This window comes from Paenibacillus sp. N22P23, assembly GCF_059383735.1.
Genome location: NZ_JBXENT010000001.1, coordinates 781,759 through 799,816, shown reverse-complemented (window position 1 = coordinate 799,816; position 18,058 = coordinate 781,759). Strand labels below are relative to the sequence as shown.

At 52.0% G+C, this 18,058-nt stretch carries 13 protein-coding genes and 1 pseudogene; 3 read left to right on the top strand and 11 right to left on the bottom strand.

The features are described from left to right. Window positions 1-289: 289 nt before the first annotated feature. The 4 genes from AC506A_RS03980 to AC506A_RS03965 form a co-directional block, all read right to left on the bottom strand. Window positions 290-1,273 carry a hypothetical protein gene (locus tag AC506A_RS03980; protein WP_495459673.1) on the bottom strand — a complete coding sequence of 328 codons (984 nt, stop codon included), beginning with the start codon at window positions 1,271-1,273 and terminating at the stop codon, window positions 290-292. Between the two features lie 5 nt (window positions 1,274-1,278). Continuing rightward, window positions 1,279-2,055: an RNA polymerase sigma factor gene (locus tag AC506A_RS03975; RefSeq protein ID WP_495459672.1), complete on the bottom strand. Its 777-nt coding sequence runs from the start codon at window positions 2,053-2,055 to the stop codon at window positions 1,279-1,281. 185 nt (window positions 2,056-2,240) lie between these two features. Continuing rightward, window positions 2,241-3,935 carry a M3 family oligoendopeptidase gene (locus AC506A_RS03970; RefSeq protein WP_495459671.1) on the bottom strand — a complete coding sequence of 565 codons (1,695 nt, stop codon included), beginning with the start codon at window positions 3,933-3,935 and terminating at the stop codon, window positions 2,241-2,243. 152 nt (window positions 3,936-4,087) lie between these two features. Continuing rightward, window positions 4,088-4,390, bottom strand: a complete 303-nt coding sequence (locus AC506A_RS03965) for a hypothetical protein (RefSeq protein ID WP_495459670.1) — start codon at window positions 4,388-4,390, stop codon at window positions 4,088-4,090. Between the two features lie 134 nt (window positions 4,391-4,524). On the opposite strand from AC506A_RS03965, the gene AC506A_RS03960 reads away from it, so the two are divergent. Together AC506A_RS03960 and kamA are read left to right on the top strand one after the other, a co-directional pair. Next, the gene (locus AC506A_RS03960; RefSeq protein ID WP_495459669.1) at window positions 4,525-5,937 is read left to right on the top strand and encodes a sigma-54 interaction domain-containing protein; all 1,413 of its coding nucleotides are present in this window, start codon (window positions 4,525-4,527) and stop codon (window positions 5,935-5,937) included. Window positions 5,938-6,094: 157 nt separating this feature from the next. Further along, window positions 6,095-7,597: a lysine 2,3-aminomutase gene (gene kamA, locus AC506A_RS03955; protein WP_495460962.1), complete on the top strand. Its 1,503-nt coding sequence runs from the start codon at window positions 6,095-6,097 to the stop codon at window positions 7,595-7,597. Between the two features lie 1,185 nt (window positions 7,598-8,782). On the opposite strand, the pseudogene AC506A_RS03950 reads toward kamA, so the two are convergent. The 4 genes and pseudogenes from AC506A_RS03950 to AC506A_RS03935 form a co-directional block, all read right to left on the bottom strand. Then, a pseudogene (locus tag AC506A_RS03950) lies at window positions 8,783-10,039 on the bottom strand (peptidase); the annotation flags it as partial. A 21-nt stretch (window positions 10,040-10,060) separates the two neighbouring features. Continuing rightward, window positions 10,061-10,723, bottom strand: coding sequence for a 3-oxoacid CoA-transferase subunit B (locus AC506A_RS03945; protein WP_495459668.1), 663 nt, complete (start codon window positions 10,721-10,723; stop codon window positions 10,061-10,063). Further along, window positions 10,666-11,391: a CoA transferase subunit A gene (locus AC506A_RS03940; RefSeq protein ID WP_495459667.1), complete on the bottom strand. Its 726-nt coding sequence runs from the start codon at window positions 11,389-11,391 to the stop codon at window positions 10,666-10,668. The genes AC506A_RS03945 and AC506A_RS03940 overlap by 58 nt, the downstream gene beginning before the upstream one ends. Beyond that, window positions 11,388-12,725, bottom strand: a complete 1,338-nt coding sequence (locus AC506A_RS03935) for an aspartate aminotransferase family protein (RefSeq protein ID WP_495459666.1) — start codon at window positions 12,723-12,725, stop codon at window positions 11,388-11,390. Before AC506A_RS03935 ends, AC506A_RS03940 begins: the two co-directional genes overlap by 4 nt. Window positions 12,726-12,877: 152 nt before the next feature. On the opposite strand from AC506A_RS03935, the gene ablB reads away from it, so the two are divergent. Further along, complete coding sequence (gene ablB, locus AC506A_RS03930; RefSeq protein ID WP_495459665.1) at window positions 12,878-13,756, top strand: putative beta-lysine N-acetyltransferase; 879 nt, start codon at window positions 12,878-12,880, stop codon at window positions 13,754-13,756. On the opposite strand, the gene rpoN is transcribed toward ablB, so the two are convergent. Genes rpoN through gabT form a run of 3 tightly spaced genes read right to left on the bottom strand, consistent with a single transcriptional unit; the run spans window position 13,753 to window position 17,940 of the window. Further along, on the bottom strand, window positions 13,753-15,087 hold the full coding sequence (rpoN, locus tag AC506A_RS03925; RefSeq protein ID WP_495459664.1) for an RNA polymerase factor sigma-54: 1,335 nt from the start codon (window positions 15,085-15,087) through the stop codon (window positions 13,753-13,755). The two genes, ablB and rpoN, sit on opposite strands and share 4 nt — an antisense overlap. 49 nt (window positions 15,088-15,136) lie before the next feature. Then, complete coding sequence (locus AC506A_RS03920; protein ID WP_495459663.1) at window positions 15,137-16,564, bottom strand: aldehyde dehydrogenase family protein; 1,428 nt, start codon at window positions 16,562-16,564, stop codon at window positions 15,137-15,139. Window positions 16,565-16,578: 14 nt separating this feature from the next. After that, window positions 16,579-17,940 carry a 4-aminobutyrate--2-oxoglutarate transaminase gene (gene gabT, locus AC506A_RS03915; RefSeq protein ID WP_495459662.1) on the bottom strand — a complete coding sequence of 454 codons (1,362 nt, stop codon included), beginning with the start codon at window positions 17,938-17,940 and terminating at the stop codon, window positions 16,579-16,581. Window positions 17,941-18,058 lie beyond the last annotated feature (118 nt).

Genomic DNA, 18,058 nt, shown 5'->3' with positions numbered 1-18,058 from the left:
AGTTTGATTTCGTGACTCTCAGCTTCTTTTCTCCGTGTTTTCGGGGGTGAGAGTTCATTTTTGACACTCTCACCATCCGGCGCAGAGGCAATTGGGTTAGTTTGTTCGCTGAGAGTTCGATTCCGCGACTCTCAGCTTCTTTTCTCCGTGATTTCGGCGGTGAGAGTTCATTTTTGAGACTATCACCATCCGACGCGAGGGGCATTGGATTAGTTTGTTCGGAGGAGAGTCAGACTTCCCGTTTCTCAAAAAAAGAGAGCGGATATACCGCTCTCTACATCAAACATGTTTAACTCAATGACACTAACATCTGTTCCAGAACACGAACACCTTCTATTTCTGCATCTTTCGCATCTTGCAGCAGCTGGATCGCGCGAGCAGCAGTCGCCTCTTGATTGGGCTCGCCTCCTTGCGGGAAAGGGCACATACTCACTAGAGCACCAAGTCGCTCTGCTACGATTCGATAATGCGCGGCCGCTTCAGATGCGAGCTGGCGCAACTGTAACGAATTCATATCATTCACTTCCGGCTGGTCTGCCGCCAGTTCCTCCAGAAATTTCACGGCAAATTCACGCGCATCCCAAACTTTTACCGTATTTACGCTGTTCCCAAACGGTTCAACTGTCCGGTTCGAGAACGCTTTGATCCAGGCATCATAAGCGGCAATACCATTGCGATGCTTCGATTTTTCTAGTCCTGGCAAAGTCTCCTTCGCATGCCGAACAGCAAGTTCAAGTGCCCCTTTCAACATAGTTCTCCGATTGACAGGGCGATAACCCGTAATACCAAGCACATATAGCTCGGTTACTTCGCCTCGACCGAGTTTCTCATAAGGCAGTTCGCCGTCTTGACGAACATCTCTGCACTGGAATACGCGCCGATTATCGTCATACCCATAAATGACGCCCCACTCCGGTATGAAGAGATCCCAGCTAAGCGCAGGAATGCCGCGGTCTATCGCCTGCTGTACAAGCGCAATCCCTTCCTCAAGCTCTTCAGGTGTCGGAGGATTATTCGTTTGTTTGCCTGCATATTGAACCGAGAATCCGAGATTGTTCAGCGCTTCTTCATGATGCAGCTTCCAATCGAAGTGTGAATAGCTCCCCACTTCCACGGCTTCTGGATCGATAATGATCTTAAACGCATGTGCGGTGTAGCCCATCACTTCTACCAAAGACATGCCCGTTAATTCCGAATATTGTATCATGCTGTGCAGTGCCGTCGTATCCGTATTATGGCTCCAGTTGTACTCGGTTTTCGCTATCGTTTCCATTGTTATCAATCCCTCCATGTAGTTTGATACTGTGGTGGAGCGAGCAGTTTAACTGCCGGCTTTCCTAACTTCCTGCGTCCGTCGACGTACATGCTGATTTGATTGCGAATTCGCTCTTGCTGCAGCTTCTGCTTCGCTCTTGAAATGCTGTTGTACACATTGGCAACCGCCGTGTTCATCAAGGAAGCGATATGCTGCGGCGGCAGCTGATCAAAGAAATAAGCTTCGAAGATTCGTTTCTCCCGACTGGTTAAGCAGTGCATCAAGCCGCGAATACCATCGACTAAATCTTTGCGCAGCAAAGCAGCAGAAGGATCATTCGCCTGCTTCGCTTCATCAAGCGCAAGCTTACTGAGACGGAACAGCACATGGTCAATGTTATACGGATCGTCCAAGGTAGCGACTGCCCCCTCGACCGAAGCAAACTCCGCATTGCTCCAGCTTGTGAATGGCCGCTCCTTTCGATGTGGCCCTCCTCGGCGCAGCTTCATGTTGGCTTCATTACGCACGATGGTCTTCAGCCAAGGGGCGAACCGGTTGCTGTCCACGAGCGATCCTAGATGAAGAAATGCGCGTACGAGCGCTTCCTGCACCACATCTTCCGCAAGATGGTGGTCCTGCGTTAAGGAGTACGCCAGATTGAATGCTTTGGCCCGGCTTCTTCGGACAAGTTCCCCGAAAGCATCCGGGTCTCCTGTTCTAGCCAAGGCTACCAGCTCCGCTTCCCCAGCTGGTCCTTTCTCATCCTTTTGCTCCGGATCAGCATGCGCAGAAACCAACAATTCACTACCTCCTTTCATCAACCTATATCTATGGATGCCAGCCGAGGCTGCAATCTATCTGAATGGTTAAAAAAATTTGCAACAAATCCCGTTGTACTCTGTACTCTAATTCCTCGCAGCAAAGCTGAAACCTGTTTACCCACAAAAAAAACCGCCAAAATGGCGGTTTTTCATCCCAAAATTCCTTATTCAACGTTCGGCGCTGCTTCATCCAGCCAGCTCTCAATGCTGCCGATTACGGAAGCTACGCAGCCATCTTCAAACGGGGAGTTCAAACCGGCAACCTTCACCAGCTCCGTAAACGACAAGCTTCCGCCTTGGCGGCATAGATGCAAGTAATCTGCCCATGCTTCCGGACGCGCCTCATGCATCTTCTTCCAGAATTGGAACGCGCAGATCTGTGCCAGCGTGTAGTCGATATAGTAGAACGGCGTGCTGAAAATGTGACCCTGTTTATGCCAAAATCCACCTTGCTCCAGATACGTATTGTTCGCGTAGTTGCGATGCGGCAAGTATTTACGTTCGATTTGGCGCCATGCTTGCTTACGCTCTGCAGGTGTTGCATCCGGGTTCTCATAGATGAAATGCTGGAACTCATCCACCGTTACGCCATATGGGATAAAGATCAAACTGCTAGCTAAATGATCGAACCGGTATTTGTCCGCCTCATCCTCGAAGAAGAGATCCATCCACGGCCACGTAAAGAACTCCATGCTCATCGAGTGAATTTCGCAAGCCTCATAGGTCGGGAAACCGTACTCCGGCACCGCGAAGTCTCTGCTTTCATAGACCTGGAAGGCATGGCCGGCTTCGTGCGTCAGTACGTCAATATCACCCGAAGTTCCATTAAAGTTCGAGAAAATATAAGGCGCTCTGTATTTGCTGATATACGTGCAATAACCGCCGCTTTGCTTGCCTTTCTTAGCCACCAGATCCATCAGATCGTTTTCCTGCATGAAACGGAAGAACACGTCGGTTTCCGGTGACAGCTCCGCATACATCTTCTCGCCGTTCTTTACAATCCATTCCGGATTGCCTTTAGGTGCCGCATTACCGGACTTGAACACGAAATTCTCGTCGTAGTACAGCAATTCATCGACTTCGATGCGATTCTGCTGCGCTGCTTTAAGCTTCGAGGCAACCGGCACGATATATTGAAGCACCTGTTTACGGAAGTTCGCAACCATCTCCGCGTTATAATCCGTGCGGCTCATTCGCGCATAACCGAGCTCTACATAATTGGTAAAACCAAGCTTCTTCGCGATCTTCGTACGCACCTTCACGAGATCATCGTAAATGCGATCGAATGTGGCTTCGTTCTCTGCCATGAAGCCAGAAGATGCTTCCATAGCTCGTCTGCGCATATCGCGATCCTTGGATTGCTGAAACGGCCCTAGTTGGGATAATGTCCGTTCTTCTCCTTCGAACTGGATTTTGGCAGAGGCAATCAGCTTCGAGTATTCGGTCGTCAGCTTATTTTCTTGCTGCAGATCCTCAATGACCTCCGGGCTGAATGTCTTGAGCGACAGCTCGGCCAATTGAAACAGCTGACGGCCCCATTTCTGCTCCAGCTCCGTTCTGAATTTGGAACCCACGAGTGCGCGATAGTAATCCGTTATGTATTCTTGCACAATCGGGCCGCTTTCGTCGAAGAAATCTTGCTCGGCTTTATAAAACTCGTCATTCGTATCAATGGAGTGGCGGATGCTCGCGATTTGCGCTTGCGAATCGAATTCGCTGCGAAGTTGGTTTAGCTGTGTCATGGCAAGGTCTTGATCGTCATAGGTTTGCGCGGATAGGAACGATTCCAATTGCGACTTAAACTTCTGTTCAAACTCTTTAACATCCGGGCGTTCGTACCGGTACTCGCTAAATTTCATGAATACGCACCTAACCTTTCGTAACGGAAATGAATAGAATAATGCAACAATGCATGCAAGCGTTACCAGCATGACCTCCCAATTATAGCCTAAACGCATCCATACCAAAAGAGGCCGTTTGGGGCTCGCCCCTCGCAGCCCCCTACAGCAATTCAATTTGTATTTTCCTCACGGAAGCGTCCGATGATATCCATCACGTACTTATACATGACAGAAGCACCGCCTAAGAAGAAGAGCACGATAAGCGTGTACTCGGTCGGGTCGATGGAAACCATCGAAAGCAGGAAATTCAGAGGAAGTACATAGAAGACAATGTCTTTCAAATAGCCGAGAAATGTTGTATCGAAAGTCCCTTTCCAGAACGATTTGGAAAAGGCTATAACAAAATCAATGATCATCAGGGCAAATACGGCCCACATCGTGTAGGTCACCCAAGCTGCAAGTGTAAATGTCATTTTTCATCACCACCTTCCTACACAGTATGCTAGGTTGCTTTCTGGGTGATGATTATTCGCTGTGGTGCATAACTTTTGTGTATAGCGTGTGATTTGTTGGAGATTATCGTGGCATGCATGGAGGCGAGCGAACGATGTCCGATCGGAACAGCTTCGTGTCCGACTATTTTGAGAAGATTTTAAACACGATAGATGTGGGTGTGCATTTCATTGATCAAGAAGGCAATACCGTCTTCTACAACGATAAAATGGCTGAAATCGATGGGCTGGACCGGGAGCAAGTGCTCGGGAAAAATATTTTGCACCTCTACCCTTCCCTCACGCAAGAAACGAGCACGCTTGAGAAGGTGCTTCAAACCGGACAACAGCTGCCCGCCCATATTCAAACCTATTTCAATGTGACGGGTAAACGCATTATGACCATTAACAGCACGTATCCGCTCTACGACAACGGCAAAATGATCGGCGCACTGGAAGTCGCGAAAGATATTACGAGCATTGTGCAGCTGCATGATCAGATTCTCGACCTTCGGCATCAGCTCTATCAGTCCAAGCAGAAGGAAAACAAGAATAAAGGTACAGCCAGGTACGAGTTCAGTGATCTCATTGGTCGAACCAAACCGTTTCAAGATGCATTGGCTCTTGCGAAAAAAACATCGCGTACCGTATCCCCGGTCATGATTTGCGGACCGACCGGTACTGGCAAGGAATTGTTCGCACAAAGCATTCATAATGCCGGAGCGAGGCGGAATCGTCCTTTTATAGCACAGAATTGCGCTGCTGTTCCGGCCGATCTGTTGGAAGGCATTATGTTCGGTACGGCAAGGGGCGCGTTTACCGGTGCTGTCGACCGGGCGGGTCTGTTCGAGCAAGCTAGCGGCGGCACATTATTCCTGGATGAGCTGAGCAGTCTGGATGTCTATTTACAAGCAAAACTGCTGCGGGTGCTGCAAGACGGCATGGTTAGGCGAATTGGCGGGACCAACGAGCAGCAGGCAGATGTTCGCATCATTACCGCCATGAATATGGACCCGGCGCAGGCGCTCGAAGAAGGGCTGCTGCGATATGATTTATTTTATCGGCTGAGTGTGGTGAAGATTGAGCTTCCCCCTTTGCAGCAACGGGAAGAAGATATTCCACTGCTGGTGAACCATTTTATCGAGAAGCTAAATCCGGTGTTTGGACTTCAAATCCGAAGCATCTCACCTGATGCACTGCGCCTTTTGACTGCCTATAACTGGCCGGGCAATGTTCGTGAGCTGGGTCATGCGATTGAATCTGCCTTTAATATGGTGGAAATCGATGAGGAAACAATCGAAGTACGACATTTACCTGCCGGACTGATTGTGGATCGGGTCGTCGCTGAAGCGGAAAGCGGTGGTATCGATCGACTGCCGGAGCGTATGAAGCAGATGGAGCGAGAGGCGATTGCGATAGCTTTTCAGAAGAATGGCTTCAACATTAGTCAAACGGCGCAGGAACTCGGTATGAAGCGTCAAGCTCTGCAATATAAGCTGAACAGGTATGGGATCACGAAGAAACCATGAAGGGATAGATGGCAAGGTGATAGGCTGGCGAGTTGGCTTCTGCTTATAGGCAGAGGCCTTTTTGTTGTGGAATGTGCTCCGAATGGCATTGTTGGCATGTTTCTTGCACCAATAAGGGTGAGTAGCAAATATCCGTGGAGGTGCGCCAATCATGAGCATGTCAAACGATGGTAGGACGGACAAGGTGCCCCTAAGCAGCAAGAGGCACTGGAAGCAAGTAGCGTTGTGGAAAGATGTGACTGATGAACAATGGAATGACTGGCTCTGGCAGCTCACCCATACGATTAAGACATTGGATGAGCTGAAGCAAGTGGTCAATTTGACGCCCGATGAAGAGGCAGGTGTGCTCATTTCGACGCAAACGATCCCGCTCAACATTACGCCTTACTATGCCTCCCTTATGCATCCGGACGATCCGCGCTGCCCGATTCGGCTGCAATCGGTTCCGATTTCCGCGGAGCTGCTGAAGACGAAATATGATCTCGAGGATCCGCTCTATGAAGACGAAGATTCACCAACCCCTGGATTAACCCATCGTTACCCGGATCGTGTCCTCTTCCTCGTGACGAACCAATGCTCGATGTATTGCCGTTATTGTACGCGCCGCCGTTTCTCCGGCCAAGTGGGCATGGGCGTGCCGAAGAAACAGATGGACGATGCCATCGCTTATATCCGCAATACGCCGGAGGTTCGGGATGTGCTGTTATCCGGTGGGGATGGTTTGTTGATCAATGATACGATTCTCGAATATATATTGAAAAACTTGCGCGAGATTCCCCATGTGGAGATCATTCGGATCGGCACGCGGGCACCGGTCGTATTCCCGCAGCGGATTACAGAGAACCTGTGCACGATGCTTCGTAAATATCATCCGATTTGGCTGAATACGCATTTCAATCATCCGCTGGAAATTACAGATGAGGCCAAGAAGGCATGCGCGATGTTAGCTGATGCTGGGGTGCCGCTCGGCAATCAATCGGTTATCCTCGCAGGGATTAACGACAGTACCCATATTATGAAAAAGCTCATGCATGAGTTGGTCAAAATCCGCGTGCGGCCTTACTATATCTATCAGTGTGACTTATCTGAAGGGATCGGCCACTTCCGGGCGCCCGTTTCCAAAGGGCTGGAGATTATTGAAGCGCTGCGCGGCCATACCAGCGGGTATGCTGTGCCTACTTTCGTCGTCGATGCTCCCGGTGGAGGCGGTAAAATTGCGCTGCAGCCGAACTATCTCATCTCGCAAAGTCAAGATAAAGTGATTCTGCGCAACTATGAAGGCGTCATCGTCGGTTATCCTGAGCCTACCAATTATGTGTCCGGCCGTGCAGATGAATATTTTAACGAAATCTATGGCATTGAGAAGCAGCCGCCCAGCACAGGCATCATCTCGCTCATCAAAGATGAAAATTTCAATTTGGTGCCAGAAAATTTGCGCCGCATCGGGAGACGCAAACTATACGAGCAGGCGGCCGACCACCACTCGCTCAAGGATAAACGCGAGAAGCGCGACGAGATGAAGCAAAAGCTTATGCGGGCGAGGCAGCAGGATCAGTCGGCTGGCGAAGGCGCGAAGCAGCAGGCAGCGCCAGCTAGCGGGGATGGCGCGCCGGAGCAAGCGGCGGCGCCGAAGGGCGAGCCCGAGGGCTCGAGCGAGTAAGCTAGGCGTTGATAGGCGAGTCTGAGGGCATGAGCGAGTACGCGCGGCGGCGAGCTCGGGCGATGGTGCGCAGGTGCGCGAGCCTGGGGGATCGAGCGAGTACGCGCGGCGGCGAGCACGGGCGATGGTGCGTAGGTGCGCGAGCCTGGGGGATCGAGCGAGTACGCGCGGCGGCGAGCTCGGGCGATGGTGCGTAGGTGCGCGAGCCAGGGGGATCGAGCGGTACGCGCGGCGGCGAGCACGGGCGAAGGTGCGTAGGTGCGCGAGCCTGAGAGATCGAGCGGTACGCGCGGCGGCGAGCTCGGGCGATGGTGCGTAGGTGCGCGAGCCTGGGGGCACGAGCGAGTACGCGCGGCGGCGAGCTCGGGCGATGGTGCGTAGGTGCGCGAGCCAGGGGGATCGAGCGAGTACGCGCGGCGGCGAGCTCGGGCGATGGTGCGTAGGTGCGCGAGCCTGTGGGATCCGAGCTCGGGCGACCGTTGGCGAAGACGTAAAGTGTGCGAGTTCATGTTCGTGAGCGTGTAACTACGTCGGCAGGCTATGGTGCGTAAGACGCGAATCACAAGTAGAACGCAACCATCAGTCATCGAACAGCTCTAAAAAAGCCGCCTCATTATGCGCGATACGCAATTGAGGCGGCCTTTGTTATGCTAATTTAGCGGCGTTCGCCATATGCAAAACTCTAACGAATCACAGAGGCCTTATTTGGCCCTTTTGACTCCATTTGAAACGCTAACGAATCCTACAGGTCTTATTGGCTGTCAAAATGTCCATTTGCACTCCAATTCCTTTAAATAAGCCTTCTACGATTCGTTAGAATTAATTAAGAGCAGTTTTCGCATGAATAAGGCTCTCACGATTCGTTAGAGCTTTTTTTCCTTCATCGGTGACCATTTCCGCTCGAAAATCTAGTGCCGATTAGTTTCTGATACGGTCTTTTAGTAGTGTTTCTGTTTCTGTTTCTGCTTCTGCTTCTGCTTCTGCTTCTACTTCTGCTTCAACTTTCATTCCTACGCCTGCTTCCACGACCACTCCTACCGGTTCCGCCCCTACACTCACTCCCGCTACCGTTTCCGCAGCTTCCGCTCCAACTTCAACCTCAACCTCTACCGCTACTTCATTCTCCTCGTAGCAGCCAGACACACTCCCAACTACACCCTCACCATCGCCGGCACCATCAACCTCAACCCCGCACCACTCCGCTAACGTGAGCGCGATAATCTCCGCTGCTTCGAACATGTCATCGAGCTCGATATGCTCATTTGGGTAGTGGGCCATCTGCGTCAGGCCGGGACCGAATACAATACAAGGCGTATCGGCCAGAACTGTCAGCAGGCCTCCATCTGTGCCCCACGGCGAAGCCTCCAATACCGCCGGATTATTCGTCACCGACGTGTATTGCTCCGCCACGATCCGAACCAATTCATGTGCCGGATCCACGCTTCCCGGCACCCACCTTGCACCGAACCATTCCAGTACCGGCGGCGCTGTGCGAAACCAATCGTCCTTCTCCTCGAGCAGCTCCAGCCAATTAGCCATTTGTTCCTTGGCATGCTCAAGCGACTCCTCCGGCGCTACACCCATGCGTCCTTCCAACGTGACCGTATCAGGCACGGAGGATGGCCAATTGCCTCCCTGAATCGTGCCGATATTGATCGGAATCGGAATTGGATTATCCGCAAATAATGGATCGTGAATCCCCGCATTGCGCACCTGCTCAAGCTCCAGTACATGAGCGACCACAAGCATGCTTTTCTCAATCGCGCTGACACCTTCGTATCTTGTTCCCCCATGCGCCGCCCGGCCCTTCACCACAATGCGGAACCACATGGACCCCTGCTGCTTTGGAAAGATGCGCATATTGGTCGGCTCCGGAATCAAAGCCGCATCCGCTTTATAACCTTTCATGATCATCGCGAGCGTCCCGGCTCCTCCGCTTTCTTCCTCGATGACGCTTTGAAAGATCACATCTCCCTTCAGCGTAATACCTAAGCTCCTAATCGCTTGTATCGCAAGCAACAACGAAACATTGCCGCCCTTCATATCCGAAGCACCGCGCCCATACAGCTTCCCATCCACCACTTCGCCGCTGTAAGGCTGACTGCGCCACTGCGATCGATCACCTTCCGGCACCACATCCATATGACCGTTTAAAATGATCGATCGGCCGCCTCCACTCCCCCGCATGATGCCCACGACATTGGGACTGCCTGCGAAACTCGATCTCGGCGAATAGAAATAAGGATGCTTTTCCAGTAGGGCACCATCGGGCTCCCACAGATCCACATCCAATTTCATCTCGAATAATTTGCCCGCAACGAGCAATTGCGCTTCCTGTTCATTGCCTTGCGTACTGGCGATTCGGACCAAGCATTGCAGCAATCCAATGCCTTCCTCGCGGTGCTGCAGCATCCATTCATGGAGTTGCGCCTTCAGGTTCATGCTGTCCGCCTCCTTCATCGGCTACGTGATGTAATCAACCTTATCGGGTATGAGGAGCGTGGCCTCGGTACAGTTGATTACGTCCTCAATCGTGAAAGGAGACATCACTTCCTTCAGCACAAGTCCTTCATCCGTAACTTCCATAACCGCCATTTCGGTAATGATGAAATCGACACAACGCTGGGCAGTGAGCGGCAGCTCGCACTGCTTCTTGATCTTCGACTTGCCGTCGCGATTCACATGATTCATCACGACAACGACGCGTTTGGCTTTCTGCGCCAGCTCCATCGCACCGCCGATTCCCGCCGTCCGTTTACCGGGTACGATCCAATTGGCCAAATCCCCCTGCTCGCTGACCTCCAGCGCCCCGAGCACCGTCATATCGATACAACCGCGACGAATCATGGCAAAAGCGATCGCACTATCGCAATAAGAAGCGCAGATAGCAAGCGTTACCGGGTAACCGCCTGCATTGCAAAGAAACCCGTCTTCCTCGCCTGGCACAGGCGTTGGACCCGTTCCTAAGATACCGTTCTCCGCATGGAAAGTCACATGGATGCCTTCCGGAATAAAATCAGCCACTCTCGTCGGAATGCCGATCCCTAAATTAACGACCATGCCATCCTTTATTTCACGGGCGGCTCGCCTAGCGATCCGGTCGCGGCTTGTTTCTCCCACACCCATTGCCAGTTCACTCCTTTCCCTGCAACGACCGCATCTACGAAGATTCCCGGTGTCACAATACTCTCGGGATCCAGATCGCCTATTGGAACGATCTCATCCGCCTCCGCAATCGTCCGCGTGCCAGCCATAGCAACAAGCGGATTGAAGTTACGGCCACTCTTGTCGTAGATCAAGTTGCCATATTCGTCAGCCTTCAAGGCATGAACGATAGCCACATCTGCTGTGAGCGCCGGTTCGACCAGATACGTTTTGCCGTCAACCACGACCTTTTCCTTGCCTATTTCCAAAGTCGTGCCAATCCCTACATCGACAAGAATACCGCCCAGCCCAACGCCGCCTGCCCTGATCTTCTCAGCTAACGTGCCTTGCGGATAGAAAACCACTTCCATCCGACCATCCTCCATCATGCGACCGGCATTGGGATTGGAGCCGATATGCGAGGTGATCACTTTCCGAACACGGCCTTCCGTGACCAAGCGACCGATGCCAATCCACGGGAAACCGGTATCGTTCCCGATCAGCGTGATGTCCCTTACACCTTTATCTAGAAGCGCATCAACAAGTGTCGGAGGCGTCCCGATACCGCCGAATCCGCCGTACATAAGCGTACAGCCATCTACAATCCATTGAAGCGCATCATCGATCGCGATCGTCTTCCGTTTCGTCATCCGGCCATGACCTCCCCCATCACTTCAACAATCGTCTCTTCAAGCAGAGTGGCCAGCAGGTCCATTTCTTCCATTGAGATCACTAACGGCGGTGCGATGATGACGGCATCTCCCTCTCCATTCACGCCTCCGGCCGCAGGGTAAATGAGCAGCCCTTTGCTCTGGGCACGCTCTACAATCCGAGTCGTTACGCCGAGCGCAGCTGGAAAAACCCCCTTGCTCGCCCGATCGGCGACAAACTCCAGCCCAAGCAGCAGCCCTTTGCCCCGGACATCGCCAATAATGGCGCAGTTAGCCGCGATTCTCTCCAACGCTTGCAGCAGATAATTGCCTTTCTCCTCGGCGGCAGCCACAAGCTGCTTGGCATCGATGTAATCGAGAACGGCCAGCGCTGTAGCCGCTGACAACGGATTTGCACTAAAGGTATGGCCCGACATGACAATCTTAGAGCCGGCCAGAATGGGCTCCATGATCCGGTCCTTCACCAAGGTGGCCGCGATCGGCGTATACCCCGCACTAAGCCCTTTACCGAGGGCGATCAAATCCGGCTCAACGCCCCAATGCTCCATACCGAACATCGCTCCCGTGCGGGCAATGCCGGTCATGACCTCATCGGCGATGAACAGGATTTCGTATTTCTCGCAGATGCCTTTGATCCGCTCGTAGTAGCCGTCCGGCGGGACGACGGCTCCTCCGGCCGCTCCAATAATCGGCTCCGCGATGAATGCCGCTATATGTTCAGCGCCGATCCGCTTAATATTCGTTTCTAAGTCATCTGCGCACGATTGCCCGCATTTCGACGCCGAGAGGTGGTAGGGACACCGATAGCAATACGGTGCTGCTACTACTGGCAGCTCCTCAAGCAGCGGAATAAAACGTCGCCTCCTTGTGACATGACCAGACATCGACAAGGCTCCAAGTGTTATGCCATGGTAGCTCATCCGCCTTGAGATCACTTTATTTTTGCCGAATCGACCTCGCTCCTGCCAATATTGAATCGCAATCTTCATTGCAGTCTCCGTTGCCTCGGAGCCGCTGTTCACGAAGAAGGACCAGTAATCCTGGCCCGGTGCTAAATCACTGAGCCGCTTCGCAAGCTGTTCCGCTGGTTCACTCGTAAATTGGGACCGATAGACGAAAGAAACCTTCTGCGCTTGAGCCAGCATCGCATCGATCACCTCTTGCACGCCATGTCCGATCCCTGCTGTTACAGCGCCTGACGAGGCGTCCAAGTATGCTTTTCCATGCTCGTCGTACAGAAATACGCCCTTGCCATAGTCAATCTTCGGATATTGGGTACTAAGCAGCGGCTTGATCAAATGCTCCCGCGTCAATCGCTTCCCCTCCAATCGGCCTATCTTCTTGCCCAATTTGAAGCAATTTTGGTGCCAACTCGAGCTAATAACCTACGATTTCACCAATCTGGCATTGAATTTGCATCCAATCCATGTAGAATAACGGAAACGGGATTGGAGGATCAGTCTTCATGGAATCGAAGCCGAACAACAAGCAGTATTACGCAATGGAAACCGAACAGGGAAGGAATTTCACCCTTCTACTATGCAGAGATGAATTCAACAAACGGCTGCGGGTCGATGATTACAGTTACGAGGGTAATGTGGATTCACTTTGCAAACGCCTCGCGGATTTAATGGGAAACCCCCAGTTTACGAAGCTGTTTATTAAGACGCGGGAACAAGATATGCGATCCTTTATGGCCCGGGGCTATATGCTGGAAGGGATTTATAAGGGGTATTACGATGGGCAAGATGCGTATTGTATGGCCAAATACACCGACCTCACCAGACGCTCGAGCGATCACTGGATCGAAGAGGATCTGATTCTGGAGCAAGTGCTCGCACTACAACCGAAGCAAGAGAGAGAACCACTGCCTGATTCGTTCTCCATGCGCAGTGCTTCAGTCCAGGATGCGCAGGAGCTGGCCTCCCTGTATGGACAGATTTTTCAAACCTATCCCATTCCGATGAATGATCCCGCCTATGTGGCACATGTCATGGAAGAAGGTACAGTGTTTTATGTCGTGGAGCATGAGGGCCGAATCATCAGCGCTGCCTCTGCCGAAATCAACAATACCTATCGCAACGCGGAACTCACGGACTGCCTGACGCTGCCCGCCTATCGCGGACATGGTTTGATGCGACAGCTGCTTCAAGCGCTGGAAGAGGATCTGCAGCTGCGAAATATCCACTGTGCTTATTCGCTCTCACGCGCGTTGTCCTTCGGCATGAATGCTGCCTTATTTCAATTAGGCTATGACTATCATGGCCGTCTGACGAAGAACTGCGATATCTACGATAAGTTCGAGGATATGAATTTATGGTGCAAAATACTACCGGAGCACTAATCACAACCCTTGTTCGTACGTTTGCGTTTGAAGGAGGAGGCAATGCCAAGCTCCTCCCGATACTTGGCAACGGTTCGCCGGGAGATAGGAATGCCTTCCACTTCTAACATAGACGCTAACTTTTGGTCGGAATACGGTACACCGCCCGTTTCCTGCTCTACCAGTTCACGAAGCTTCGCCTTCACACTCTCCGTTGTAGACGCATCTTCCTGACCGCTGTTGAAGCCGGACGGGAAGAAGTAACCAAGCTCGAAAGTGCCCCATGGCGTCTGCGCGTATTTGCCTGCGACCGCTCGGCTGACCGTCGATTCATGCAGGCCGACGTTATCCGCGATTTGCCTGAGCACCATCGGTTTCAGGTGGCTGGCGCCTCCTCGAAAGAATCCAGACTGTTCTTCCACAATCGCCCTCGTCACTCGCAATAGCGTCAGTCTGCGCTGCTCCAAACACTTGAGCAGGAAAGAAGCGGCACTTCGTTTAGCCATGAAATAGCGGCTAGATTCATCCGATTTTCCCGCCTCCCTCGCGAGCCCTTCATACCTTGCGTTCATCGTAAGTCTAGGCGCTGCCGAATCTTGAACGGCCACGACAAACTGATCGCCGACCATGCGAATGAGCACATCCGGGATAATATAATCTGCGTGCTTCGGCTGAAAGGCTGCACCCGGTCTAGGATTCAGCGATTTAATGAATCCGATTGCCGATATGATCTCCTCGTACGAGACATGCAGCAACTTCATTAATTTCTGAATGTGATAATCCGCAACCTCTTCCAGATGTGAGGCAATTAACGCGACAACCAGTGGACTGCTAACCTCCGGTCTTTTCACTTGCAGCAGCAGACATTCTGCCAAATTTCTGGCACCAACCCCTGCGGGCTCCAAGCTTTGCACATAGCTTAACGCTTGCTCGGCCACGTCTAGCCCAATCTGCAGATCACCGGAAATTTGCTCCAGCGGATAGTCCAAATAACCATTCGCATCTAAATTTCCAATGATATAGTCGACCACTTTCTTCATTGAACCCGGCATCTCCGAATCGAAACGCAGCTGTTCGTTCAAGTGTTTCTCCAGTGTCTGCCCCTGTTCTGCTGCGATGTAATCGAGCGGAGCCGCACTTCGCTGACTTCGTGCGAAGTCCATGCTCTGCCTTGCTCCTCCCTGACCATCCCACGCTTCCAGAAACGGATTATCCTCGATTTCTTCCCGAATGAAGTCAAGCAAATCCGATGTCGGCAGCTGCAAAATTTTGATCGCCTGCTGCAGCTGCGGAGACATATGCACATGCGACTTCTGCTGCTGATACATCCCGAACCCGTACCGGGAGGTCATAAGAATCACCTGCTTTGAGGGTGGATTCCTATAGTATATTCGGGATGGGCTAGGTTCGATTAATAATAACCGTTTTGATTTCCGTCATTTCATCGATGGCATATTTTACTCCCTCACGTCCAAGCCCGCTCTCTTTCACACCGCCATACGGCATTTGATCCACCCTGAACGTAGGGATATCGTTAATCATGACACCGCCAACATGCAGCTTCTCCGCGGCATCGAGCGCCGTATGAATATTGTCCGTATAGATCCCGGCATGGAGACCGAATCTGGAATCGTTAATAAGCTCGATCCCTTCCTCCACGTTCCGGATCCGGTTAATAAGTACGATTGGAGCAAATACTTCCTCGCAGCATACTTTGGCCGAACGATCCACCTCCAGAAGCACCGTAGGATGAAGAATCTGAGCGGAAGAAGTACCTCCTCCACATGCAACCACTGCGCCTTGTTGAACCGCTTCATCGATCCATAACAGTGCGCGGCTGACATCGCCTTGCGTTATCATCGCGGATAGATCGGTATCCGGATCAAGCGGATCGCCTACCTTCAGCTTAGACGCTGCCTCACAGAATTGAGCGACAAACTCATCATAACTATCCGAGTGCACATAAATTCGCTGCAGGGAGATACATACCTGACCTTGATAAGAGAACGCACCGACTACGCAGCGCGGAATGATTTTGGACAATTGAACCCCTTTATCGATAAGTAAAGCGGAGTTCGAGCCTAGCTCAAGCGCAACACGCTTCAAGCCGGCACGATTGCGAATGCCGATGCCGACCTTGGGGCTGCCCGTGAACGAGATCGCCTTGACTCTATCGTCCTTCACGATGATATCTCCGATGACGGAACCGGATCCAGTCACCACATTCAGCGCTCCTGCGGGAAGTCCCGCTTCCTCCAGCAATTCGGCCAAGAAGAAAGCAGACAACGGCGTTTGCGATGCCGGCTTAAGCACGATTGTGTTCCCAGACGCAATTGCAGGACCTACTTTATGTGCCACTAGATTCATTGGAAAATTAAACGGGGTTATCGCGCCGATGACGCCGATCGGTTCCTTTATCGTATACGCGATTCGCCTCTCACCGCCAGGAGCAGCATCAAGCGGAATCATTTCACCGCTGAGGCGTTTCGCTTCTTCAGCTGCAAACTTATATGTCTGAATGGTGCGATCCACTTCAGCCCGCGCAGCTTTGAGCGGTTTGGCCGCCTCCGTCGCTATAATACGGGCAGCCTCACCTGCTCGCTCCGTTAGAAGTCGGCTTAATGTCTCCAATATCGTTGCCCGTTTATGAGCGGGCAGCTTCGCCATTGCGCCTCTTGCCTGATAGGCAGCTTCGATTGCCTGCTCCGTCTCCTCTCGGTCAGCGAGCGGAATTTCGGCTAATGCCTCACCCGAGTATGGCGCTGTCAACGTCGTATAGGCCTTGGCCTCCAGCCACTGTCCACCTATATAAAGCTGCTTCTTTATCATCTGCCAAGCCTCCTTTATCTGTTTGCCAGTTCCTGCGAATAAAGCTGTTCCACGATATTACCAATAATGTCCAGCCCTTCTTGCAGCTGTTCATCTGTCATCACAAGCGGCGTCAAGAAACGAATCACATTGCCATAGATGCCCGCACTAAGCAAGATGACACCTGCTTCATACGACGCTTGAATAACTTTCGCGGTAAAATCCTTCAACGGCTTCTTGGACGAGGGGTCTTTAAATTCAACGCCGCACATCGCACCTAAGCCGCGCACCTCTGCAATGACAGGTACACGTTCTTGTAGCACTGTGAAGCAGTCTATGATTTGTTTTCCGATCTCCAGCGCGCGATTACAGAGATTTTCCCTTTGGATCTTCTCAATAACCGCCAGCGCAGCAACGCAGCCAATCGGGCTGCCGCCGTAAGTACCGCCGATTTCACCCGGAGCCGGGGCATCCATAATCTCTGCTCGACCGGTAACTGCGCTTAGTGGGATACCTGCTGCAAGAGATTTGGACATCGTAATCAGATCCGGTTCTATGCCAAAATAACTCGAAGCAAACATCGATCCCGTTCGCCCGAAGCCGGTTTGGATCTCATCACAAATAAACAAGATATCGTTTCTCCTACATATCTCATAGATCCCTTTCACGAATGATACAGGTGGAACGATGAAGCCGCCCTCTCCCTGAACCGGTTCCATAATGACCGCTGCCAGCTCTTCGGGGGCCGCTTCCGTCAACAGAAAATCCTCGAACTGCTCCACACAGAATGTAGCATACTGCTCTTCAGTCATTTCATCTGGTCTGTGCAGGGGATATGGATACATCGCCTTGTAAGTAGCAGGCGCAAAAGGTCCCATACGATATTTGTACGGCCTGACTTTACTGGTGAGCGACATCCCGAGCAGCGTACGCCCATGAAATCCGCGGGTAAACGACACAATCCCGGGCTTCCCAGTAAACTTCCGCGCAATCTTAACTGCGTTCTCTACCGCCTCAGCCCCGCTGTTCAGCAGAATGGTTTTCTTCGAATACTTGCCCGGCGTGATCTCCGCCAGTTTCTCCGCAAGCTGAACATAAGGCTCATACATCGCCACATGGAAGCTGGTGTGGATATATTGTGAAGCTTGTTTCTGCACGGCAACTACAATCTCTGGCGGACAATGCCCGACATTAAGTGTACCGATCGCACCGGCAAAATCAAGGAACACATTCCCGTCCACGTCCGTCACCTGTGCGCCGCTGGCCTGCTGCACAAAGATCGGAGTCGTATTGCCAATGCCGAGCGGTACGTATTGCTTTCGCTTCTCCAGCAGCGCTTTCGCCACTGGACCTGGAAATGGTTCCGAAACCGATACAAAGGCTCTGTGCTTCTTCATTCATCGCGCTCCTTCCGCGCTCCGCGCGCGAAGTGGTTCTTCCTTCTGTATGCTGAATGAGCAATTCCCGTGCCAACCTCTCTGAAATAAGAAAAAGACGCCTCACTTCCTTTGGCGT

Coding starts and splice junctions, on each gene's coding strand:
- AC506A_RS03980 (WP_495459673.1), bottom strand. CDS start 1,273: ATGGAAACGATAGCGAAAACCGAGTACAACTGGAGCCATAATACGGAT.
- AC506A_RS03970 (WP_495459671.1), bottom strand. CDS start 3,935: ATGAAATTTAGCGAGTACCGGTACGAACGCCCGGATGTTAAAGAGTTT.
- AC506A_RS03965 (WP_495459670.1), bottom strand. CDS start 4,390: ATGACATTTACACTTGCAGCTTGGGTGACCTACACGATGTGGGCCGTA.
- AC506A_RS03960 (WP_495459669.1), top strand. CDS start 4,525: ATGTCCGATCGGAACAGCTTCGTGTCCGACTATTTTGAGAAGATTTTA.
- kamA (WP_495460962.1), top strand. CDS start 6,095: ATGTCAAACGATGGTAGGACGGACAAGGTGCCCCTAAGCAGCAAGAGG.
- AC506A_RS03945 (WP_495459668.1), bottom strand. CDS start 10,723: ATGGGTGTGGGAGAAACAAGCCGCGACCGGATCGCTAGGCGAGCCGCC.
- AC506A_RS03940 (WP_495459667.1), bottom strand. CDS start 11,391: ATGACGAAACGGAAGACGATCGCGATCGATGATGCGCTTCAATGGATT.
- ablB (WP_495459665.1), top strand. CDS start 12,878: ATGGAATCGAAGCCGAACAACAAGCAGTATTACGCAATGGAAACCGAA.
- rpoN (WP_495459664.1), bottom strand. CDS start 15,087: ATGACCTCCCGGTACGGGTTCGGGATGTATCAGCAGCAGAAGTCGCAT.
- AC506A_RS03920 (WP_495459663.1), bottom strand. CDS start 16,564: ATGATAAAGAAGCAGCTTTATATAGGTGGACAGTGGCTGGAGGCCAAG.
- gabT (WP_495459662.1), bottom strand. CDS start 17,940: ATGAAGAAGCACAGAGCCTTTGTATCGGTTTCGGAACCATTTCCAGGT.